This window comes from Stenotrophomonas sp. Iso1, assembly GCF_027497995.1.
Taxonomy (GTDB): Bacteria; Pseudomonadota; Gammaproteobacteria; order Xanthomonadales; family Xanthomonadaceae; genus Stenotrophomonas.
On the sequence record NZ_JAODBT010000001.1, the window covers coordinates 1,019,830 to 1,040,741 of the forward strand.

Here is a 20,912-nt window from a genome sequence, read left to right on the forward strand (position 1 = left end):
CTGGAACATGGCGCAAGCTGGCATCGGTAACCTCGCGGGCGGGATGGGCAAGTTCACAGAACTTCGCCAGCGTCTTCTGTTCGTACTCGGGGCATTGCTCGTCTATCGCATCGGCTGCTATGTGCCGGTGCCGGGCGTCAATCCCGATGCCATGCTTGCGCTGATGCAGGCGCAGGGCGGCGGAATCGTGGACATGTTCAATATGTTCTCGGGCGGCGCCCTGCACCGTTTCAGCATTTTCGCGTTGAACGTGATGCCGTACATCTCGGCGTCCATCGTGATGCAGCTGGCAGTCCATATCTTCCCCACGCTTAAGGCGATGCAGAAGGAAGGTGAGTCGGGCCGTCGCAAGATCACCCAGTATTCGCGCATCGGCGCGGTGCTTCTGGCGGTAGTGCAGGGCGGCAGTATCGCGCTTGCACTGCAGAACCAGGTGTCGCCGGGCGGTGCAGCCGTGGTCTACAACCCCGGTATGGCATTCGTGTTCACCGCCGTGGTCGCTCTGACCGCTGGCACCATCTTCCTGATGTGGGTGGGTGAGCAGGTCACCGAGCGTGGCATCGGTAACGGTGTTTCGCTGATTATTTTCGCCGGCATCGTTGCTGGCCTGCCGTCTGCGGTGATCCATACCGTAGAGGCTTACCGTGACGGCAACATGAGCTTCATCTCGTTGCTGATCATCGTCCTGGTGGTGCTGGCTTTCACCTACTTCGTAGTGTTTGTCGAGCGCGGCCAGCGTCGTATCACGGTCAATTACGCTCGCCGTCAGGGCGGTCGTAATGCCTACATGAATCAGACCTCGTTCCTGCCGCTGAAGCTGAACATGGCGGGCGTGATCCCGGCCATCTTTGCCTCCAGCATCCTGGCCTTCCCGGCCACCCTGGCAATGTGGTCCGGCCAGGCCAGCTCGGCTACCTGGCTGCAGAAGGTTGCCAATGCGCTGGGTCCGGGCGAGCCGCTGCACATGATTGTGTTCGCTGCGTTGATCTCCGGTTTTGCGTTCTTCTACACCGCGTTGGTGTTCAACTCGCAGGAAACTGCTGACAACCTGAAGAAGTCTGGCGCGCTGATTCCGGGCATCCGTCCGGGCAAAGCGACGGCCGAGTACGTCGACGCCGTGTTGACCCGTTTGACGGCTGCTGGCTCGCTGTACCTGGTCATCGTCTGCCTGCTGCCGGAAATCATGCGCACGCAGCTCAATGCCTCGTTCTACTTCGGTGGCACGTCGCTGCTGATCGTGGTGGTAGTGGTGATGGATTTCATTGCGCAGATCCAGGCGCATCTGATGTCGCACCAGTATGAGAGCCTGCTCAAGAAGGCCAACCTGAAGGGCGGCAACCGCGGTGGTTTTGCACGCGGCTGATTCACCCGCTATACTTGGCGCTTCATTGCGCGATATGACCGCCCCGGCACCCGGGGCAGGTCTCCAAAACAGAAGGGCGGCCCCCGCAGCGGTTTCGGGTGGGGGTGCGATGTGGTTGTTCCGCGCGGGAGTAGCGCGGGCGGCAAGAGAGTCCTCTCTCGAGCCAAGCACATCCGGCGCCGGAGCATGGGCACACTCCCCACGCCGGGTCCATGGAACCTCGTGTTCCAAGGGCTTCAAAGCAAACCGAGACCTTGTTTGTATCGCTAGTTAACATTTTTGATCCATCCTGCCGGATTGGCGCGCCTATAAGGTGCGTATTCGGCCATCACTCAGCTGGAGAACCGCGTCATGGCGCGTATTGCAGGCGTCAACCTGCCAGCCCAGAAGCATGTCTGGGTCGGGTTGCAAAGCATTTACGGCATCGGCCGTACCCGTTCGAAGAAGGTCTGCGAAGTCGCAGGCGTTGCTTCGACCACCAAGATCCGCGATTTGTCGGAGCCGGAAATCGAACGCCTGCGTTTGGAAGTCGGCAAGTACATTGTCGAAGGCGATCTGCGTCGTGAAATCGGCATCGCAATCAAGCGCCTGATGGACTTGGGTTGCTACCGCGGCCTGCGTCACCGTCGTGGCTTGCCGCTGCGTGGCCAGCGTACCCGTACCAACGCCCGCACCCGTAAGGGTCCGCGCAAGGCGATCAGGAAGTAAGGGACCTAAGAAATGGCTAAGCCCGCAGCAGCAAAAACCAAGAAGAAGATCAAGCGCGTCATCACTGATGGCGTTGCTCACGTCCACGCTTCGTTCAACAACACCATCGTGACCATCACCGACCGTCAGGGCAATGCATTGTCCTGGGCGACCTCCGGTGGCGCCGGTTTCCGTGGCTCGCGTAAGTCGACTCCGTTCGCCGCTCAGGTTGCCGCCGAAAAGGCTGGCAAGGCTGCGCTGGATTACGGACTGAAGTCGCTGGAAGTCCGCATCAAGGGTCCGGGTCCGGGCCGTGAGTCGGCCGTACGTTCGTTGAACAACGTCGGCTACAAGATCACCAACATCATCGACGTGACGCCAATCCCGCACAACGGGTGCCGTCCGCCGAAGAAGCGTCGCGTCTAAAGGAGCGATAAGAAATGGCTCGTTATATCGGTCCTACCTGTAAGCTCGCCCGTCGCGAAGGCGCCGACCTCTCTCTCAAGAGCCCGGCCCGTGCGCTGGACTCCAAGTGCAAGCTGGAGCAAAAGCCCGGCCAGCACGGCGCTACCGCCCGTAAGGGCAAGCTGTCCGACTACGCTACCCAGCTGCGTGAAAAGCAGAAGGTCAAGCGTATCTACGGTCTGCTGGAGCGTCAGTTCCGCAACTACTACAAGAAGGCCTCGACCAAGAAGGGCAACACCGGCGAGAACCTGCTGCAGTTGTTGGAAACCCGTCTGGACAACGTCGTCTACCGCATGGGCTTCGCAGTGACGCGTCCGGCTGCTCGTCAGCTGGTTTCGCACCGCGGTGTCACGGTCAACGGCAAGTCGGTGAACCTGGCTTCGTTCCAGGTCAAGGCTGGCGATGCGATCGCTCTGTCGGAAAAGGCTGCCAAGCAGCTGCGCGTCCAGGAAGCCCTGGTCGTTGCCGAGCAGCACGACCTCAGCCCGTCGTGGGTCGAAGTCGATTCGAAGAAGTTCAGCGGCGTCTTCAAGGCTGTGCCGGATCGTGCGGACCTGCCTGCGGATATCAACGAAGCGCTGATCGTCGAGTTGTATTCGAAGTAATTCACAATGGAGAACCTCCGGGTTGCACCGGAGGTTCGCAGGAGACCCCGCAACATGACGGTTACCGCAAACCAGGTTCTGCGTCCTCGCGGTCCGCAGATCGAACGCCTTACCGAGACCCGCGCCAAGGTCGTGATCGAACCGCTGGAGCGTGGTTACGGGCATACGTTGGGCAACGCCCTGCGTCGCGTGCTGCTGTCGTCCATCCCGGGCTTCGCCATTACCGAAGTCGAGATCGACGGCGTGCTTCACGAATACACCACGCTTGAAGGCCTGCAGGAGGACGTGCTGGATGTCCTGCTCAACCTGAAAGACGTGGCTATCCGTATGCACACCGGCGACAGCGCCACGCTCTCCCTGTCCAAGCAGGGCCCGGGCATCGTGACTGCTGCAGACATCAAGCTGGACCACAACGTCGAAGTGATCAACGGCGACCACGTGATCTGCCATCTGACCAAGGACGCATCGATCAACATGCGTCTGAAGATCGAGCGTGGCTTCGGCTACCAGCCGGCGGCCGCGCGTCGTCGTCCGGACGAAGAAACCCGTGCGATCGGTCGTCTGGTGCTGGATGCTTCGTTCTCGCCGGTTCGCCGCGTCGCCTATTCGGTGGAAGCGGCTCGCGTTGAACAGCGCACCGATCTGGACAAGCTGGTCATTGATATCGAAACCAACGGCACGATCGATGCCGAGGAAGCTGTCCGCACCGCGGCCGACATCCTCAGCGATCAGCTGTCCGTGTTCGGTGATTTCACCCACCGCGATCGCGGTGCGGCCAAGCCGGCCAACAACGGCGTGGATCCGGTGCTGTTGCGTCCGATCGACGATCTGGAGCTGACCGTGCGTTCGGCCAATTGCCTGAAGGCCGAGAGCATTTACTACATCGGTGATCTGATCCAGAAGACCGAAGTGGAACTGCTCAAGACCCCGAACCTCGGCAAGAAGTCGCTGACCGAGATCAAGGAAGTGCTGGCCCAGCGTGGCCTGTCACTTGGCATGAAGCTGGAGAACTGGCCGCCGGCCGGTGTCGCCGCTCACGGCATGCTTGGTTAAGCAACACCTGTTCCCCCGCATGGGAATCCATGCGGGGGAATGTTGTCGCAGTACCCGCGTTGACGGCTGACAAGCCGCGGCGCCGGCCGTCCAGGAGGGGCGGTCAGGACCACCCGCAGTCCGTGCAACAACGCCAGGATGGCGACAGAGAAATCCAACGTCCTACCATTCATTTCAAGGAATTAGTCCCATGCGTCATCAGAAATCGGGCCGCAAGTTCAACCGTACCAGCGCCCACCGCGAAGCAATGTTCAAGAACATGGCTGCGTCGCTGTTCAAGCACGAGCTGATCAAGACCACCCTGCCGAAAGCCAAGGAACTGCGCCGCGTTGCCGAGCCGCTGATTACCCTGGCCAAGGTTGATTCGGTCGCCAACCGTCGTCTGGCGTTCGCCCGTCTGCGTGACAAGGAAGCCGTAGGCAACCTGTTCACCATCCTGGGCCCGCGCTACGCCACCCGTCCGGGCGGCTACCTGCGTCTGCTGAAATGCGGCTTCCGCGCTGGCGATAACGCTCCGATGGCTTACGTCGAGCTGGTTGATCGTCCGGCTGCTGTTGCGGAAGAAGTCGCTGAGTAATCGCGTACTTCCATCCTTCAGCGGATGAAGCAAAAGCCCGGCCTAGGTCGGGCTTTTTGCTTATGCAAAGTCGCCATTGCAACCGCTGCTGCCAGTCACGGGATGGGCTGGTACTCTTGCCGCACTATTGAATCGGATTGATGTGATGAATCCTTTGCGTTGGAGTTTTCGCGCCCAGTTTCTGGCGGGCTTTCTGGTCTGCGCAGGGCTGCTGGCCTTTGCGATCTACACGCAGATCCAGATGGGTCTGGTGCCGTGCCCGCTGTGCATCTACCAGCGCATCGCCTTTGCGGCGTTGGGTGTTGGCTTCTTGTTGGGTGCGCTGCATGGGCCATCCCGTCGCGCTGGGCGCGTGGCGTACGGCGTACTGACGCTGGTGCTGGCCGGCATTGGTGCCGGCATTGCCGGGCGGCATGTGTATGTGCAGTTGTTGCCGAAGGATCTGGGTAGCAGCTGTGGCCCGCCGCTCAGCTTTCTGAGTGAAACCATGGGGCCATTTGAAGTGTTTCGCACGGTGCTGACCGGTACCGGTGATTGCGGCAACATTGATTGGACCTTCCTCGGCCTGAGTATGCCGATGTGGAGCCTGGTCTGGTTTGTGGTGCTGGGTCTGGGCGGGTTGTATGCCGGCCTGCGTGCGCGCAAGTCGCGCCGACTCTGATTTCCCTTTTCCCCTGTAAAACAACGGTACTTGTATGAACCTGTCATCCCCGCTGTCCACGGCCGCCACGGATTCCAATTGGGCGCCCGACAGCTGGCGCGGCAAGCAGGCGCTGCAGATGCCGACCTACCCGGACGCACAGGCACTGGATGGAGCGCTGGCGGAGTTGCGCCGGCTGCCGCCGCTGGTGACCTCGTGGGAGATCTTCGCGCTGAAGCAGCAGTTGGCTGAAGCGCAGGAGGGCAAGCGCTTCCTGCTGCAAGGTGGCGACTGCGCAGAGAACTTTGCCGATTGCGAATCCGGCATGATCTCCAACCGGCTCAAAGTGCTGTTGCAGATGAGCCTGGTGCTGGTGCACGGCCTGCGTATGCCGGTGGTGCGCGTGGGGCGTTTCGCCGGCCAGTATGCAAAGCCGCGTTCGGCCGATACCGAAACGCGTGGCGATGTGACGTTGCCGAGTTATCGCGGCGACGTGATCAATGCACCGGAGTTCACCGAGGCGGCACGTCTGCCTGACCCGCAGCGAATGATTGCCGCGCACTCGCGTTCTGCGCTGACCATGAATTTCGTGCGTGCGTTGATCGACGGTGGTTTTGCCGATCTGCACCATCCCGAATATTGGAATCTCAGCTGGATGGGTTATTCGCCGCTGGCCGCCGAGTACCAGAAGATGGTTGCCTCGATTGGTGATGCGGTGGACTTCATGGAAACCCTCTCCGGTTCGCAGGTGCATAACCTCAATCGGGTGGATTTCTACACGTCGCATGAGGCGTTGCTGCTGCATTACGAGCAGGCGTTGACACGGCAGGTGCCGCGTCAACATGGCTGGTTCAACCTGAGCACGCATTACCCGTGGATCGGCATGCGCACGGCGGCGCTGGATGGCGCGCACGTGGAATACCTGCGCGGCGTACGCAATCCGATTGCGATCAAAGTCGGGCCGTCGGTGCAGCCAGATCAGCTGTTGCGTTTGATGGACGTGCTCAACCCGGAGGACGAGCCCGGCCGCCTCAGTTTCATTCATCGCATGGGCGCATCGCAGATCGCTGAAAAGCTGCCGCCGCTGCTGGATGCAGTGAGGCGCGACGGTCGTCGTGTGCTTTGGGTATGCGATGCAATGCATGGCAATACCGAAAGCACCAGCAACGGCTACAAGACCCGTCGCTTCGACAACATCCGCAGCGAAGTGGAGATGTCATTCGACCTGCACGCTGCTGCGGGAACGCGCTTGGGTGGCGTGCACCTTGAGCTCACTGGCGAAGACGTTACCGAATGCACGGGTGGCGCACGTGAGTTGACTGAGCGCGATCTGGAGCGCGCCTACCGTTCCAGCGTAGACCCGCGTCTGAACTACGAGCAGTCATTGGAAATCGCAATGGCGATCGTGCGCAAGCAGAGCAGCAACATCGCAGGCTGATTGCCAGGTGATGTATGGCGGAGCCGCGCTCCGCTGAGGTAAGGCTGCGAAAGTGCGATGTCGAGCTTGGCTCGGCATTGCAGAAAGGGCTTCTATGCCCGTTTAGTGCTTGCGACGCTTGCCGATGTCGCGCGCCAATACCCACACGACCAATACATTCACCGCCAACAGCAGCCATGAGGCCCAGCCCGGGTGTTTGACGATGGCGTAGATGTCCAGCGGCAGATACAGCGCGGCGGAGATGCAGCCGAGCCATGAGGCCCAAGCCTTCGCGCGCCACAGCCCCCACGCTTCGAGCGTGCGCAGTAGGCCGTACGCAACCAATACAGCGGCGCCGAGGTGAACGGTATCGGGGGTGATCATGCCCAGTAGCGACGAGAACGCGCCGTTCTCGGGGTCACCACCCATGCGGTGGATCAGGACATTGATGATATTGCGAAGCGGAGCAGGCCCGGAAATTTCCAGGCCCGCCGCAGCGAGAAAGGCCGCGATGGCCTTTCCCGCTTCCAGCAGCGCGATGGCTGCCAGACCCGGATGCGCGTGCGGATCCGGGTTGTAGGGCGTGTTGCTGGTCAATCCAATCAGCCGCGCGAAGACTTCTTGCGCTCGCTTTCGGTCAGACCCTTCTTGCGCAGACGGATTTCCTTCGGGGTGATTTCGACCAGCTCGTCGTCCTCGATGAAGTCCAGTGCCTGTTCCAGCGAGTATTTGATCGCCGGGGTCAGCTGGATCGCGTCATCCTTACCCGAAGCGCGCATGTTGGTCAGCGGCTTGGTCTTGATGGCGTTGACGGTCAGGTCGTTGTCCTTGGAGTGGATGCCGACCAGCTGGCCTTCATACACGTTGTCACCTTCGGCGGCGAACAGCTTGCCGCGTTCCTGCAACGGCCCAAGCGAGTACGCCGGGGTGGCGCCCGGAGCATTGGCAATCATCACGCCGTTCTGGCGCTTGGCGATGGCGCCCTGTTCCTTCGGGCCGTAATGGTCGAACACGTGGAACAGCAGGCCAGAACCCTGGGTCAGGGTCTTGAACTCGTTCTGGAAGCCGATCAGGCCGCGGGCCGGGATCTGGTATTCCAAACGCACACGGCCCTTGCCGTCCGATTCCATGTTCTTCAGCTGGCCCTTACGGGAGCCCAGCTTTTCCATCACGCCGCCCTGATGAATTTCTTCAATGTCCACCACCAGCTGCTCGATCGGCTCCATGGCCTGGCCGTCGATCTGCTTGATGATCACTTCCGGGCGCGACACGGCCAGCTCGTAGCCTTCACGACGCATGGTTTCGATCAGCACCGACAGGTGCAGCTCACCACGGCCGGAGACCAGGAACTTGTCGGCGTCTTCCAGCTGCTCAACCTTCAGGGCCACGTTGTGGACCTGCTCGCGGTCCAAGCGGTCCTTGAGCTGGCGGCTGGTCAGGAACTTGCCACCGGACAGGTCTTTGCTGCCGGCGAACGGCGAGTTGTTGACCTGGAAGGTCATCGAGATGGTCGGTTCGTCGACGGTCAGTGCCGGCAATGCTTCCGGGGTTTCCGGGTGGCACAGCGTGTCGGAGATGGTCAGCTCGGCAATGCCGGAGATGGCAACGATGTCGCCGGCTTCTGCGCTGTCCTGCTCGATACGCTCCAGGCCCAGGAAGCCCAGTACCTGCCCGATCTTGCCGTTACGCTTCTTGCCTTCACGGTCGATTACCGCAACCTGCATGCCCTTCTTCAGGGTGCCGCGCTGAATGCGGCCGATGCCGATCACGCCCACGAAGTTGTTGTAGTCCAGCTGGCTGATGCGCATCTGGAACGGGCCTTCCGGGTCGACTTCCGGCATCGGCGCGTGCTGCATGATGGCTTCGTACAGCGGGGTCATGTCGCCGTCACGGACGGTGTCTTCCAAGCCGGCATAGCCGTTCAGGGCCGAGGCGTAGACGATCGGGAAGTCGAGCTGCTCATTGGTGGCGCCGAGCTTGTCGAACAGGTCGAACACCTGGTCGATCACCCACTCCGGGCGCGAGCCCGGGCGGTCAACCTTGTTGACCACGACGATCGGCTTGAAGCCCATCGCGAAGGCCTTCTGGGTGACGAAGCGGGTCTGCGGCATCGGGCCGTCCATCGCGTCGACCAGGATCAGCACGGTGTCGACCATCGACAGTACGCGCTCCACCTCGCCGCCGAAGTCGGCGTGTCCCGGGGTGTCGACAATGTTGATCCGGTTCTTGATGCCGGTCTTCTTGTCTTCCCAGGTGATGGCCGTGTTCTTGGCCAGGATGGTGATGCCGCGCTCTTTTTCCTGGTCATTGCTGTCCATCACGCGCTCGGCAAGCACCGTGCGCTCGGACAGGGTGCCAGACTGCTTCAGCAGCTGATCGACGAGGGTGGTTTTGCCGTGGTCGACGTGGGCGACGATGGCGATGTTGCGAAGATTTTCGATGGACATGCGAAAGACGGCCAGCCGGTGCCGTGAATGGGGAAAAGAAGTCCAACATTATACCGGTATGTTTTGCCAACAGGAAAATTCCTTGTCCCCTGTGGTCCGCAACCCGTTCAGCTGGACCCCGCCAGAGGTGGCAAAGGGAGGGGGATTCAGTCCGGCGAGGGCGGGTGTATCCTATGCGGCTAGCGCAAGATGTCTTCTCCTACAAGGATTCCCATGTCCCTGATTGCCAATTTCGACACCTCCCGCGGCCTGATCAAGGTCGAGCTGTTCGCCGACAAGGCACCGCTGACCGTGGCCAACTTCGTCAACCTGACCAAGCACGGTTTCTATGACGGGCTGGCTTTCCACCGCGTGATTGCGGACTTCATGGTCCAGGGCGGCTGCCCGGAAGGCTCCGGCCGCGGTGGCCCGGGCTACCGCTTTGAAGATGAGACCAAGAACGGCGTGCGCCACGAGCGCGGCGTGCTGTCCATGGCCAATGCCGGCCCGAACACCAACGGCAGCCAGTTCTTCATCACCCACATCAAGACGGATTGGCTGGATGGCAAGCACACCGTGTTTGGCAAGGTGCTTGAAGGTCTGGATGTGGTTGATGCGATCAAGCAGGGCGACGCCCTGAACGCGATCACCCTGGAAGGCGACACCGACGCCGTGCTGGCCGCCAAGGCCGACCGCGTCGCCGAGTGGAACAAGATCCTCGCCGCCTGATTGTTCTCGACGGCCACCTATTCATCAAGTGGCCGTTTCTGATTCTGGCCCTGGTGCCGCTCCCACGCGGTGGCAGGGTTTCACCCCCACGACACGCTTCTTAGCAGAGGAAACCCCCATGAAAGCACCCGTACGTGTTGCCGTGACCGGCGCTGCCGGCAATATCGGTTACGCCCTGCTGTTCCGCATCGCTTCTGGCGAAATGCTCGGCAAGGACCAGCCGGTCATCCTGCAGCTGCTCGAAATCGACAACGAAAAGGCCCAGGCCGCGCTGCAGGGCGTGGTCATGGAGCTGGAAGATTGTGCATTCCCGCTGCTGGCTGGCGTGGTGACCACCGCTGATCCGCTGGTGGCCTTCAAGGACGTCGACGTGGCCCTGCTGGTCGGCGCCCGTCCGCGCGGCCCGGGCATGGAGCGTAAGGACCTGCTGCTGGAAAACGCCAAGATCTTCACCGTGCAGGGCAAGGCCCTGAACGCCGTCGCCAAGCGCGATGTGAAGGTGCTGGTGGTTGGCAACCCGGCCAACACGAACGCTTACATCGCCATGAAATCCGCGCCGGACCTGAACCCGAAGAACTTCACCGCCATGCTGCGCTTGGACCATAACCGTGCGCTGAGCCAGTTGGCTGCCAAGACCGGCAAGGCCGTGGACAGCTTTGAGAAGTTCACCGTGTGGGGCAACCACAGCCCGACCATGTACCCGGACTACCGTTTCGCCACCAGCGGCGGCGCTTCGGTGGCCGAGCTGATCAACGACCAGGAATGGAACGCCAACACCTTCATCCCGACCGTCGGTAAGCGTGGCGCGGCGATCATTGCTGCCCGTGGCCTGTCCTCGGCTGCATCGGCGGCCAATGCTGCCATCGACCACATCCATGACTGGGTGCTGGGCAGCAACGGCAAGTGGGTGACGATGGGCGTGCCGTCCGACGGCTCCTACGGCATTCCGGAAGGCGTGGTGTTCGGTTTCCCGGTGACCACCGAGAACGGCCAGTACACCATCATCAAGGACCTGCCGATCGACGACTTCTCCAAGAAGTACATCGACATCACCCTGGGTGAGCTGGAAGAAGAGCGTGCTGGCGTTGCTGATCTGCTGTAACCGCAGCGTTCTGACGTGATGCAATGAACGGGGAGGCTTCGGCTTCCCCGTTTTTATTTGACTGTTTCAGGGCGGGGCAGGGTGCCGTGGCGCTTTGCAAACAACGCCTCTACCAGGCATTGCTCGGCACTGATAGGTACTGCTTTCCTGTGATTGGCATGGACAACGAAATCGCGCTGCATTACATCGACGATGCACTGCTGGTGGCTGAAAAGCCTGCCGGCTTGTTGTCCGTGCCGGGGCGTTTGCCGGAGAACCAGGATTGTCTGGTTTCGCGATTGCAGGCCTTGTATCCGGATGTGCTGACCGTGCATCGGTTGGATCAGGTGACCTCGGGATTGATGGTCTATGCGCGCGGCAAGGCGATGCAGTCGGCGTTATCCGGGCAATTCGAGAAGCGCCTGGTCAGCAAACGCTATGAGGCGTTGCTGGAAGGATTGCTGGACGGTGACGCGGGCGAGGTCGCGTTGCCGATGATGAGAGATTGGCCGAACCGGCCCAGACAGAAAGTGGATTTTGAGCTGGGCAAGCCGGCGCTCACGCGTTGGCGGTTGCTGGGGACGGATGCGGAGGCACGGCACTCGCGCGTGGAGCTTGAGCCGGTGACCGGTCGCACGCATCAATTGCGGCTGCATATGACCAGCATTGGGCATCCGATTGTTGGCGATCTGCTCTATGGCGCATCGCCGGCGCGGCGGGTGTGTCTGCATGCGAGTCGGTTGGTGTTTGTGCATCCGGTGACGGGTGAGGTGATGGAGTTTGTTTCTGGGTGTGCTTTTTGATTTGACGGTATGTAGGAGCAGGAGCTGCCCTCACCCCAACCCCTCTCCCGTACACGGGAGAGGGGCTTTTAAAAAGCAGCGATTGCACTCACTGCATCGTCTCGCGGTGCACTAGCCCCTCTCCCGTGTACGGGAGAGGGGGTGGGGTGAGGGCAGCTCTCATCCCCAATCTTTCGTCGTAAGACCATCGTCGCAGGGAGCTCGATGTGGTGTCAGGACTATGCTCGGCCTACAACGTAGGTTCCGGAGGATGTCATGCAGTACGAGCAGATCTACCGCCGTTCCATCGAAGCGCCTGAGGCGTTCTGGGCCGAAGAAGCCAAGGCGATTTACTGGCATCGCGCTCCGCAGCAGATCCTCGACTATTCGAATCCGCCATTCCGGCGTTGGTTCGTCGGTGGCGAAACCAACCTCTGCTACAACGCGGTTGATCGCCATCTTGCCGAACGTGCAGATCAACTCGCACTCGTGGCCATTTCCACTGAAACCAACACCACCCGCGAGATCACATATCGCGATTTGTATCGCGAGGTGAATGCTTTCGCCGCCGTGCTCCAGCGGCTCGATGTTGGCCGCGGTGATCGCGTTGTGATCTACATGCCCAACATGGCCGAAGCGGTGTTCGCGATGCTGGCCTGTGCGCGTATTGGTGCAGTGCATTCGGTGGTGTTCGGTGGCTTTGCTGCGCACAACCTCGCGCTGCGTATCGACGATGCACAACCCAAATTGTTGATTGCCGCGGATGCCGGCATGCGTGCTGGCAAGGTCATCCCGTACAAGGCGATGGTCGATGCCGCGTGCGCGGAAGCGCAGAGTCCGCCACCCAAAGTGTTGATTGTCTCGCGTGGGCTGGATGCGGCGGAACCGAAACTGGCGGGGCGCGATGAGGACTACGCCATGTTGCGCGCGCAGGTTGGCGATGTGGAAGTTCCCGTGGAATGGCTGGAGTCCAACGCGCCCAGCTATCTGTTGTACACCTCCGGCACCACCGGCAAACCCAAGGGCGTGCAGCGCGATGTGGGCGGCTATGCGGTGGCGATGGCGCAGTCGATGCGCACGGTGTTTGATTGCGCACCGGGGCAGGTGATGTTTTCCACCTCGGATGTCGGCTGGGCGGTGGGCCACTCGTACAACGTATATGGGCCGTTGATTGGTGGCTGCACGTCACTGTTGTATGAAGGGTTGCCGATCAACCCCGACGCCGGCATCTGGTGGGCGCTGTGCGAGCAATATGGCGTGCGCACGATGTTCTCTTCACCCACCGCGATCCGCGTGTTGAAGAAACACGATGTCGACTTCATTGATCGCCATGATCTGTCCGAGTTGAAGTATCTGTTCCTGGCAGGCGAGCCGCTGGATCAACCCACGGCGCAATGGATCAGTGGCGCCCTGCATAAGCCGGTGATCGACAACTATTGGCAGACCGAAACCGGTTGGCCAGCACTGACGCTGCTGCCGGGTCTGGACATGAAACCGGTGAAGTTCGGCTCGCCGGGATTCCCCAACCTCGGCTACAAGATGAAGATCATTGACGAGCAGAGCGGGGCGGAAGTGGCGCCCGGGCAGAAAGGCGTATTGGTGATCCAACCGCCCTTGCCGCCGGGTTGCATGAGCACGGTGTGGAACGACGACGAGCGCTTCCTCAAGAGCTATTTCAGCCACTTCAATGAACTGCTCTACAGCTCGCTGGACTGGGCCATCCGTGATGAAGAGGGCTACACCTTCATCCTCGGTCGCACCGACGATGTGATCAACGTCGCCGGGCATCGGCTCGGTACGCGCGAGATCGAAGAAGCCATCGCCAGCCACCCGCGAGTGGCCGAGGCAGCGGTGATCGGGGTGCACGACGAGCTCAAGGGCCAGGTGCCGCTGGTGTTCGTGACCCTCAAACAGGCGGCCGCCGATGAGGAGGTGCCAGTGCTTGCTGCGGAAATGATGCAGCGCGTCACCGGTTCGCTGGGGGCGGTGGCACGTCCGGCGCACGTGCATATCGTCAACGCGCTTCCCAAGACGCGTTCGGGTAAGCTGCTGCGGCGTTCGTTGCAGGCCTTGGCGGAGCAGCGCGACCCGGGGGATCTGTCCACATTGGACGACCCGGGCGCACTGGATGAAATCCGCCGCGCGCTGGGGAAATAGCGCAGGCCACAGGCGCAGCGATCGCAAGGGGGCGGTACGTGGACAGGTAATCAGAACCGGGGCGGGGGCTCCGGGTCGATGACGCGTGCCGTGATTGCGATGCACAACTGTGGGAGGGGGAATGGCATTGATCTATGCCAAGACGGCTGCTGGCCGTCGTGAAATGGAAGACCGCGCGTTGCGTTTGGCGCCGGCACTGCGTTCGGTGCTGCTGTTGGTGGACGGGCAGCGCGATGCGCGTGAGTTGCAGCAGATGGCGCAGGGGCTGCGCGCGCCGGAAGACGTCCTGGCGCAGCTGGTGTCGATGACGCTGATTGAAGCCATCGGTGGCAGCGTCGAACGTATCCCGGACGTGCCGGTTACGGTGCAACTGGGAGACGACCCGCTGCGCTACCAGCAGCTGCGTGACTGGATGGCCGAATCGGTACGCAAACACCTGGGCCTGAAGGGCTACCTGATCCAGCTGAAGATCGAGCGCAGTCGCACGGCAGTCGGGCTGGAGCAGTTGTGGCCGGAAGTCGCCACCGCGCTCGGCAAGGCCAAGAGTCCGGCCTTTGCCAGCCGTTGGTTGGATGAGACGCGCGCGTTGGTGATGGCCTGAACTGATGAGGCCGCTGGCTGTTGGAGAGCCACTCAGCCCGCCCGTTTCAACGTTGAACGCGTTCACCGCCGTCACGGGGTGAGCCGCGCCGGGTAGTGCTGCGGCACGCGTGTGGTCAGCGCGTGCTGCAGCATTCCTTGGCCAGGCTCACGTGCCGCTGTGGCGGCCACCCGCAGCTGCCAGTGAGAACACGAACAGCGCCCCTTCGCGGCTGTCGAGCAGGTGAATCTGGCGGTGATGCAGCTGAAGGATGCGGTGCACGATCAGCAGCCCCAGTCCGCCGCTGTCCGTGCGCTGGCTGCCCAGTGCTGGCGGCGTGATGAACAGGTTGGCGCGGCGCTCCGGGGCGATGCCCGGGCCGCTGTCCAGCACGCTGACCTGCACCTCATCGGCGGCAGCACGCAAGGTGACGGTGATATGGCCGCCTTCGGGCGTGTGGCGGATGGCGTTGTCGAGCAGGTTGGTCAGTACCCGTTCGATCAACCCCAGGTCGGCTTCCACTGCGGGCACGCCCGGCGGAATGTTGGCGGTCAAGGTCTGCTGGCGCGCCTGCGCGGACAACTCCAGTTTCTGGAAAACATCCTGCACCAGATCGGGCAGCGAGAAGGCCTGCAGCTCCAGCACCACGCCGCCGTGTTCGAGCCGTGCCAGTTCAAATAGGGCCTGTGCCAACTGCCCCACCTTGCGACTCTGCGACAGCGCGATCGACAGGTAGCGCTGACGCTCGTCGGCACTGAGTGAGGCGTCTTTCAATGACAGCGTTTCCAGATAGCCATGCAGCGAGGAAAGCGGCGTACGCAGGTCGTGCGAGATGTTGGCGACCAGTTCACGCCGTTGTAGATCCTGTTGCCGCAGCTGCTGCCATTGGTCGCCGATGCGTTGCGCCATCTGCCCGAAGCTGTGCTGCAGGATGGTGAGCTCGTCGCGTTCGCCGGGACGCAGTGGAGTGGGCGGCATCGGCAACGGCGGGTTGTCGGCATCGACGTCGAAAGATTGGATGCGGCGGGTCAACCGACGCAGTGGATGTGTCACCCAGCGAAAGGCGATTGCACCGGCCAGCACTCCAATCACCGTGACAATCACCAGCGACCACAGCGCCGTGCGCAGGCTGGCATTGGCGGCGATGTTGGCGGCCAACGCCTCGCGCTGTTCGCCCAGCAGGACCACGTAGATGTAGCCAGTCTGACGGCCTTGCACCCACAGCGGTGCGGCATTGAAAACCTTGCGCGCGGTGGTGCTGCGGGGATCGTCACCGAGAATCGGCAGCGGCTCGCCACGCAGCAACGCCTGCACGGGTGCCAGATCGACGTGGTCACGCTTGAGGTGGCCATTGGGAGCGTCATGGCCAAGGATGCGGCCCTGGTCATCAAGCAGGTACACCTCGACGCTGGGATTGACGGCCATCAACTTGCCGAACAATGCGCGCACTTCGCCATCGCGCATGCCGCGGGTGTCCATCAACTCGCCGCTGCGTGCGATGTGTTCGGCCAGACCTTGCGACAGACGTTGCACGGTTTCCAGCTCATGCATGCGAGTACTGCGCATCTGTATCCATGCGAGCGCGACACAGCACACCAGCAGCAAGCCGAAGAACACAACGGTTAAGCGTTGTGACAGCGTCAAGCGGATCATGGGTCGCCCTCGCCAGCATCGACCAGTTTGTAACCGCGCCCCCAAATCGTCTGGATCAACTGCGGATTGGCGGGATCATGCTCGATCTTGTTGCGCAGCCGGTTGATGTGGGTATTGACCGTGTGCTGGTAGCCCTCGTGTTGATAGCCCCAGACCTGGTCGAGCAGGTTCATGCGTGAGTAAACCTGGTCGGGATGACGCACAAAGAAGTGCAGCAGGTCGAACTCGCGCGGGGTAAGTTCCAGTGCACGGCCCTGCACCTGCGCGGTGCGTGCGACGGGGTCGATGCGGATGCCGGCCGCTTCGATTTCGCCAGCATCGATGCGTGCGTTCTGCGCCATCGCCTCGACCCTGCGCAACAATGCTTTGACGCGCGCGACCAGTTCCAGCATTGAGAACGGTTTGGCCAGGTAGTCATCGGCGCCCAGCTCCAGGCCGAGGATGCGATGCACTTCGCTGGCCCGCGCGCTGGTGATGATGATGGGCGTGTAACGCGCCATGGCCCGCGCCCGTTTACAGATTTCCAGGCCATCCACGCCCGGGAGCATCAGGTCCAGCACCAGTGCACTCCACGGACTGGCTTCGAGCAGTCGCAGGCCTTCGTCGCCGGTGGCAGCGTGGGTGACGTCGTAGCCTTCGTCGCGCAGATGCATGCGCAGCAGATTGGCGATATGGATGTCGTCTTCGACGATCAGGACACGTTTGGCGCTGCTCATCGATGCGCGCGACCGGCGGGGGAGGTGATGGCCATTGTCGGTGGAAGCGCGCCTGCAAGGTGTAACGGAAAATTTAACTCTACGTGAGGATTCGTTGATCGGGTTGGGCGCAGCATGGCCACATCCTTCCACGGCTGGAGAACGGCCATGTCTCTCACCCGTCGCACTGTGCTTGGTATCGGCTGCATGGCGGCAGCCGCCGGTTTGTTGGGTCTGACGACGGCCTGCAGTGGTGCGGCACCCGCCGCACCGGCCCGTACGCGGTTGTTTGAAGTCATGCGCAGCGATGCCCAATGGCGTGACCAACTCAGCCCCGCGCAGTTCGCGGTGCTGCGCGGCCAATCCACCGAGCGCGCGTTCAGCAGCCCGCTCAACAGTGAGCATCGGCGTGGCACGTTCGTGTGTGCCGGTTGCGCCTTGCCGCTGTTCTCCTCTGCGACCAAGTTCGACAGCGGCACCGGTTGGCCCAGCTTCTGGGCGCCGCTGCACGATGCGGTGGGCGAAGAGCGCGACACCACCTTCGGCATGCTGCGGGTGGAAGCGCATTGCCGGCGCTGCGGCGGCCATCTGGGCCATGTGTTCAATGACGGCCCGCGCCCCACAGGGCTGCGTTACTGCATGAATGGCGTGGCCATGAATTTCGTCGCGGCCTGAGCGCCGCAGTCTCCGACTTCCAACAAGGATTCCTCCATGCTCCTGCTTGTGCTGGCCTATCTCGGCGGTGTGCTTACCCTTCTCAGTCCGTGCATCCTGCCGGTGCTGCCGTTCGTGTTCGCTCGATCGGACCGGCCGTTCCTGCGCAGCGGTTTGCCGTTGCTGATCGGCATGGCATTGATGTTTGCGGTAGTGGCCAGCCTGGCGGCGGTAAGCAGCCAATGGGTAGCGCAGGCCAACCAGATCGGGCGCTGGATCGCGCTGGTGGTGATGGCGATGTTTGCGCTGGCGCTGCTGTGGCCTGCATTCGCGAACCGGTTGTTGTCGCCGTTGCAACGGCTTGGTGTCCGCCTGAGCGCATCGGCCGACGAAGGCCCTGCGGGCGTGGGCACTTCGTTGTTGATCGGCATTGCCACGGGCTTGCTGTGGGCGCCGTGCGCTGGGCCGATCCTGGGTTTGATACTCACCGGTGCCGCGTTGCAGGGGGCCAACGTCGGTACCAGCGGCCTGTTGTTGGCTTATGCGCTGGGGGCGGCCACGTCGCTGGCGCTGGCCATCTGGATCGGCGGTCGGGTATTTGCTGCCTTGAAGCGCCATCTCGGTGCAGGTGAATGGATACGCCGTGGCCTCGGCGTTGCCGCGTTGCTGGCCGTGGTCGCGATTGCGATGGGTTGGGATACCGGCGTGCTGACGCGCCTGTCGACCGTGAGCACGGCCAAGCTTGAGCAGGGCCTGCTCGATGCGCTGCCAGGGCAGGCGCCGACGGCGGGCAGCTCGATGATGATGGCTGCGAACGACTCGGCCCTGCCTGCATTGCCGGTCGAAGGCACGCTGCCATCCCTTACCGGCGTCACCGGATGGCTCAACAGTCCGCCATTGGATGCGCAGGCATTGCGCGGCAAGGTGGTGCTGGTCGATTTCTGGACCTACTCCTGCATCAACTGTCTGCGCGCCATGCCGCATGTGCGCGAGTGGGCCGAGCGCTACCGCGATCATGGCTTGGTGGTGATCGGTGTGCATGCCCCGGAGTTCGCATTCGAACGTGATGTGCGCAACGTGCAGCGCGCGGTCACCGACCTCAAGGTCACGTATCCGGTAGCCATCGACAATGACTTCGCGATCTGGCGTGGCTTCAACAATCGTTACTGGCCGGCGCATTACTTCATTGATGCGCAGGGCCGTATTCGTGCCCATCATTTTGGTGAAGGCAACTACGCGCAGTCCGAGCAGATCATCCGCCAGCTGCTGCGCGAAGCCGGCAACACCTTGCCGGGTGATGACGTACCGGCGATGACGATGGAAGCCGCGCGTGACGGCGTTGAGCGTGAGGCGGACATGAGTAACCTCAAATCGCCGGAAACCTACATCGGCCGTGCACGTGCGGAGAACTTTGCATCACCCGGTGGACTGTACGCGGGGCGTGCGGCTGACTACCGCGTGCCGGCCACCTTGAAGCTCAATCAATGGGCATTGGACGGGCGTTGGGTGGTGGGCGAAGAAGACGCGCAGTTGCAGCAGGCCGGTGGCCGTATCGCATTCCGCTTCCATGCGCGTGACCTGCATCTGGTGTTGGCGCCGCAGGACGCCAGCAAGCCGGTGCGTTTCAAGGTGCGTATTGATGGGCAAGTGCCCGGTGCATCGGCAGGCGGTGATGTATCAGCAGACGGTAGCGGCAAGGTGGACGGTAACCGGCTGTACCAGTTGATCCGTCAGAACGGCGCGGTGCAGGAACGCACCTTCGAAATCGAGTTCCTCGATCCAGGTGTCCACGCCTATGCCTTTACGTTCGGATGAGCCCCGGAGGCCAATGATGAAACTCACCATGGACAAACTGGCTGCCGGCAGCATTGCCGCGATGATCGCTGCGTTGCTGGTGATCGGCGTACTCAATCTTGATCGCCCCGTGCATGCGTCGTCGGCGACGGTCAGTGTTCCTGCGCCCAGTGGCGCTGCGGACTTGCGCCAGCCCGGCATCAAGCGCGCGCAGGTGGTATTTGCTGGCGGCTGTTTCTGGGGCGTGCAGGGCGTGTTCCAGCACATCAAGGGCGTGGACAGTGCGGTCTCCGGTTACATCGGTGGCAGCGAGGCCAACGCCAGCTATACCCGCGTGGGCGGCGGCAGTACCGGCCATGCCGAAGCGGTGCAGGTGACCTACGATCCGGCACAGGTCAGCTACGGGCAATTGATGCAGGTGTTTTTCTCGGTGGTGCACGACCCGACGCAACTCAATCGACAAGGTCCGGACCGTGGCACGCAGTATCGGTCGGCGGTGTACGCCAATGCAGCGGATCAACGCGACGCCACCCGCGCTTACATCGCGCAACTGCAAAGGAGTGGCGTGTTCAAGGCGCCAGTGGTGACGCAGGTAGACGGCGGCAAGCTGTTCTATGCGGCGGAGGGTTATCACCAGAACTACCTCACGCTGCATCCAGAATCTTTGTACATCCGGGTCAACGACCTGCCCAAAGTGGAGGCGCTGAAACACCATTACCCCGCGCTGTATCGCGACACACCGCGCTTGCTCACCACGTTTTCGGTGCGCTGATTCACCTGTGGAAGAATGCGATACACATCGCCCTCATGGTGCTGAAACAAAACGGGCCGCCAGCGTTTGCGCCGACGGCCCGTCAACAGCGCTTTACGCGCTTGCAGGTATTACGCCAGACCTTCGGTCTTCAGCGCAGCTTGCACGGCTGGGTCGGCCTGCATGCGTTGTTCAAAACGGTCCAGTGCATCCATGCCGGCCAGGTCGATAGTCAAACCACGCGCCCAACGCAGGGTCACGTAGGTGTACGCATCGGCGATGGACGGACGCGGCGTACCGCCCAGCCATTCGACCTGCGCCAGCCGGTCATTCAGACGCTGGTACAGCGCCTTGAGCTTCTCTCGCGCGTTCTGCTGGGTGCGTGCGATGACCGCATCGTCTTCCAGATACTTGGTCGAGCCGAAGATCGGGTGGAAGGTCGGATGCACGTCGGCATTGACGAAGGACAGCCAGCGATTCACTTCGGCGCGGGTGCGCGCATCGCTGCCGCCGTCCAGACCGGAAGCCGGTGCCTTGTCGCAGATGTAATGCAGGATGGCGGCGTTCTGGGTCAGCACCCAGCCATCATCCTCAAGCACCGGCACGGCGCCGGCCGGGTTCATGGCCAGGTATTCGGGCGACTTCATGGTCGCGTAGTCCACGACCTGCACCTCGAAGGGCAGGCCGGACCAGACCAGTGCGATGTGGTCTGCCAGCGAACAGGCGCCGGGCTTGGTGTAGAGCTTCATCAGATACCTCGGGAGTGGAGACACTCTCGCATTATCGCCACAAGCACGTTGCGT

At 61.9% G+C, this 20,912-nt stretch carries 21 protein-coding genes; 16 read left to right on the forward strand and 5 right to left on the reverse strand.

What is annotated here, in order from left to right:
- The first annotated feature begins 7 nt into the window (after positions 1-7).
- The 8 genes from secY (at position 8) to PAN08_RS04295 (ending at position 6,828) form a co-directional block, all read left to right on the forward strand.
- Positions 8-1,363: a preprotein translocase subunit SecY gene (gene secY, locus PAN08_RS04260; RefSeq protein WP_269790271.1), complete on the forward strand. Its 1,356-nt coding sequence runs from the start codon at positions 8-10 to the stop codon at positions 1,361-1,363.
- A 351-nt stretch (positions 1,364-1,714) separates the two neighbouring features.
- Positions 1,715-2,071: a 30S ribosomal protein S13 gene (gene rpsM, locus PAN08_RS04265; RefSeq protein WP_057633111.1), complete on the forward strand. Its 357-nt coding sequence runs from the start codon at positions 1,715-1,717 to the stop codon at positions 2,069-2,071.
- A gap of 12 nt (positions 2,072-2,083) precedes the next feature.
- On the forward strand, positions 2,084-2,476 hold the full coding sequence (gene rpsK, locus PAN08_RS04270) for a 30S ribosomal protein S11 (protein WP_057629606.1): 393 nt from the start codon (positions 2,084-2,086) through the stop codon (positions 2,474-2,476).
- A gap of 14 nt (positions 2,477-2,490) precedes the next feature.
- Positions 2,491-3,120, forward strand: coding sequence for a 30S ribosomal protein S4 (gene rpsD, locus PAN08_RS04275; protein ID WP_269790272.1), 630 nt, complete (start codon positions 2,491-2,493; stop codon positions 3,118-3,120).
- A 54-nt stretch (positions 3,121-3,174) separates the two neighbouring features.
- The gene (gene rpoA, locus PAN08_RS04280; protein ID WP_269790273.1) at positions 3,175-4,173 is read left to right on the forward strand and encodes a DNA-directed RNA polymerase subunit alpha; all 999 of its coding nucleotides are present in this window, start codon (positions 3,175-3,177) and stop codon (positions 4,171-4,173) included.
- A 190-nt stretch (positions 4,174-4,363) separates the two neighbouring features.
- Positions 4,364-4,750 (forward strand): 50S ribosomal protein L17, encoded by a 387-nt coding sequence (gene rplQ / locus PAN08_RS04285; protein WP_055767523.1) that lies wholly within the window; start codon positions 4,364-4,366, stop codon positions 4,748-4,750.
- A 145-nt stretch (positions 4,751-4,895) separates the two neighbouring features.
- Positions 4,896-5,411 (forward strand): disulfide bond formation protein B, encoded by a 516-nt coding sequence (locus tag PAN08_RS04290; protein WP_269790274.1) that lies wholly within the window; start codon positions 4,896-4,898, stop codon positions 5,409-5,411.
- Positions 5,412-5,445: 34 nt separating this feature from the next.
- Positions 5,446-6,828 carry a 3-deoxy-7-phosphoheptulonate synthase class II gene (locus PAN08_RS04295; protein ID WP_269790275.1) on the forward strand — a complete coding sequence of 461 codons (1,383 nt, stop codon included), beginning with the start codon at positions 5,446-5,448 and terminating at the stop codon, positions 6,826-6,828.
- A gap of 102 nt (positions 6,829-6,930) precedes the next feature.
- Here the strand turns inward: PAN08_RS04295 and PAN08_RS04300 are convergent, their stop codons facing one another.
- On the reverse strand, positions 6,931-7,404 hold the full coding sequence (locus tag PAN08_RS04300) for a DUF2127 domain-containing protein (protein WP_269790276.1): 474 nt from the start codon (positions 7,402-7,404) through the stop codon (positions 6,931-6,933).
- A gap of 5 nt (positions 7,405-7,409) precedes the next feature.
- Positions 7,410-9,254: a translational GTPase TypA gene (gene typA / locus PAN08_RS04305; protein ID WP_269790277.1), complete on the reverse strand. Its 1,845-nt coding sequence runs from the start codon at positions 9,252-9,254 to the stop codon at positions 7,410-7,412.
- A 213-nt stretch (positions 9,255-9,467) separates the two neighbouring features.
- Between typA and PAN08_RS04310 the strand changes: the two genes are divergently transcribed.
- From PAN08_RS04310 to PAN08_RS04330, 5 genes are all read left to right on the forward strand, one after another.
- Positions 9,468-9,962 (forward strand): peptidylprolyl isomerase, encoded by a 495-nt coding sequence (locus tag PAN08_RS04310; protein ID WP_269790278.1) that lies wholly within the window; start codon positions 9,468-9,470, stop codon positions 9,960-9,962.
- 118 nt (positions 9,963-10,080) lie between these two features.
- On the forward strand, positions 10,081-11,064 hold the full coding sequence (locus PAN08_RS04315; protein WP_269790279.1) for a malate dehydrogenase: 984 nt from the start codon (positions 10,081-10,083) through the stop codon (positions 11,062-11,064).
- Positions 11,065-11,222: 158 nt separating this feature from the next.
- Positions 11,223-11,846, forward strand: a complete 624-nt coding sequence (locus PAN08_RS04320) for an RluA family pseudouridine synthase (RefSeq protein ID WP_269790280.1) — start codon at positions 11,223-11,225, stop codon at positions 11,844-11,846.
- Between the two features lie 255 nt (positions 11,847-12,101).
- A complete protein-coding gene (gene prpE / locus PAN08_RS04325) occupies positions 12,102-13,982 on the forward strand; it encodes a propionate--CoA ligase (RefSeq protein ID WP_269790281.1) in 1,881 nt (626 codons plus the stop codon).
- A 121-nt stretch (positions 13,983-14,103) separates the two neighbouring features.
- The gene (locus tag PAN08_RS04330) at positions 14,104-14,583 is read left to right on the forward strand and encodes a hypothetical protein (protein WP_269790282.1); all 480 of its coding nucleotides are present in this window, start codon (positions 14,104-14,106) and stop codon (positions 14,581-14,583) included.
- A 147-nt stretch (positions 14,584-14,730) separates the two neighbouring features.
- Here PAN08_RS04330 and PAN08_RS04335 read toward each other — a convergent pair whose 3' ends face one another.
- Together PAN08_RS04335 and PAN08_RS04340 are read right to left on the reverse strand one after the other, a co-directional pair.
- Positions 14,731-16,215, reverse strand: coding sequence for a HAMP domain-containing sensor histidine kinase (locus PAN08_RS04335; RefSeq protein WP_269790283.1), 1,485 nt, complete (start codon positions 16,213-16,215; stop codon positions 14,731-14,733).
- The gene (locus tag PAN08_RS04340; RefSeq protein ID WP_269790284.1) at positions 16,212-16,931 is read right to left on the reverse strand and encodes a response regulator transcription factor; all 720 of its coding nucleotides are present in this window, start codon (positions 16,929-16,931) and stop codon (positions 16,212-16,214) included. The genes PAN08_RS04335 and PAN08_RS04340 overlap by 4 nt, the downstream gene beginning before the upstream one ends.
- Positions 16,932-17,078: 147 nt before the next feature.
- On the opposite strand from PAN08_RS04340, the gene msrB reads away from it, so the two are divergent.
- From msrB to msrA, 3 genes are read left to right on the forward strand one after another with little or no spacing between them, the layout of a single operon-like run.
- On the forward strand, positions 17,079-17,585 hold the full coding sequence (gene msrB, locus PAN08_RS04345; RefSeq protein ID WP_269790285.1) for a peptide-methionine (R)-S-oxide reductase MsrB: 507 nt from the start codon (positions 17,079-17,081) through the stop codon (positions 17,583-17,585).
- A gap of 36 nt (positions 17,586-17,621) precedes the next feature.
- On the forward strand, positions 17,622-19,379 hold the full coding sequence (locus tag PAN08_RS04350; protein WP_269790286.1) for a cytochrome c biogenesis protein DipZ: 1,758 nt from the start codon (positions 17,622-17,624) through the stop codon (positions 19,377-19,379).
- 16 nt (positions 19,380-19,395) lie between these two features.
- Positions 19,396-20,130, forward strand: a complete 735-nt coding sequence (msrA, locus tag PAN08_RS04355; RefSeq protein WP_269790287.1) for a peptide-methionine (S)-S-oxide reductase MsrA — start codon at positions 19,396-19,398, stop codon at positions 20,128-20,130.
- Between the two features lie 110 nt (positions 20,131-20,240).
- On the opposite strand, the gene PAN08_RS04360 is transcribed toward msrA, so the two are convergent.
- Positions 20,241-20,858, reverse strand: coding sequence for a glutathione S-transferase N-terminal domain-containing protein (locus PAN08_RS04360; RefSeq protein WP_269790288.1), 618 nt, complete (start codon positions 20,856-20,858; stop codon positions 20,241-20,243).
- Positions 20,859-20,912 lie beyond the last annotated feature (54 nt).

Bases quoted from the DNA above. Each gene is read 5' to 3' on its own strand.
- rpsM (WP_057633111.1), top strand. From the start codon at position 1,715: ATGGCGCGTATTGCAGGCGTCAACCTGCCAGCCCAGAAGCATGTCTGG.
- rplQ (WP_055767523.1), top strand. From the start codon at position 4,364: ATGCGTCATCAGAAATCGGGCCGCAAGTTCAACCGTACCAGCGCCCAC.
- PAN08_RS04350 (WP_269790286.1), top strand. From the start codon at position 17,622: ATGCTCCTGCTTGTGCTGGCCTATCTCGGCGGTGTGCTTACCCTTCTC.
- rpoA (WP_269790273.1), top strand. From the start codon at position 3,175: ATGACGGTTACCGCAAACCAGGTTCTGCGTCCTCGCGGTCCGCAGATC.
- PAN08_RS04340 (WP_269790284.1), bottom strand. From the start codon at position 16,931: ATGAGCAGCGCCAAACGTGTCCTGATCGTCGAAGACGACATCCATATC.
- msrB (WP_269790285.1), top strand. From the start codon at position 17,079: ATGTCTCTCACCCGTCGCACTGTGCTTGGTATCGGCTGCATGGCGGCA.
- PAN08_RS04290 (WP_269790274.1), top strand. From the start codon at position 4,896: ATGAATCCTTTGCGTTGGAGTTTTCGCGCCCAGTTTCTGGCGGGCTTT.
- PAN08_RS04330 (WP_269790282.1), top strand. From the start codon at position 14,104: ATGGCATTGATCTATGCCAAGACGGCTGCTGGCCGTCGTGAAATGGAA.
- PAN08_RS04360 (WP_269790288.1), bottom strand. From the start codon at position 20,858: ATGAAGCTCTACACCAAGCCCGGCGCCTGTTCGCTGGCAGACCACATC.
- typA (WP_269790277.1), bottom strand. From the start codon at position 9,254: ATGTCCATCGAAAATCTTCGCAACATCGCCATCGTCGCCCACGTCGAC.
- msrA (WP_269790287.1), top strand. From the start codon at position 19,396: ATGAAACTCACCATGGACAAACTGGCTGCCGGCAGCATTGCCGCGATG.
- rpsD (WP_269790272.1), top strand. From the start codon at position 2,491: ATGGCTCGTTATATCGGTCCTACCTGTAAGCTCGCCCGTCGCGAAGGC.
- PAN08_RS04315 (WP_269790279.1), top strand. From the start codon at position 10,081: ATGAAAGCACCCGTACGTGTTGCCGTGACCGGCGCTGCCGGCAATATC.
- prpE (WP_269790281.1), top strand. From the start codon at position 12,102: ATGCAGTACGAGCAGATCTACCGCCGTTCCATCGAAGCGCCTGAGGCG.
- PAN08_RS04320 (WP_269790280.1), top strand. From the start codon at position 11,223: ATGGACAACGAAATCGCGCTGCATTACATCGACGATGCACTGCTGGTG.
- PAN08_RS04310 (WP_269790278.1), top strand. From the start codon at position 9,468: ATGTCCCTGATTGCCAATTTCGACACCTCCCGCGGCCTGATCAAGGTC.
- secY (WP_269790271.1), top strand. From the start codon at position 8: ATGGCGCAAGCTGGCATCGGTAACCTCGCGGGCGGGATGGGCAAGTTC.
- PAN08_RS04295 (WP_269790275.1), top strand. From the start codon at position 5,446: ATGAACCTGTCATCCCCGCTGTCCACGGCCGCCACGGATTCCAATTGG.
- PAN08_RS04335 (WP_269790283.1), bottom strand. From the start codon at position 16,215: ATGATCCGCTTGACGCTGTCACAACGCTTAACCGTTGTGTTCTTCGGC.
- rpsK (WP_057629606.1), top strand. From the start codon at position 2,084: ATGGCTAAGCCCGCAGCAGCAAAAACCAAGAAGAAGATCAAGCGCGTC.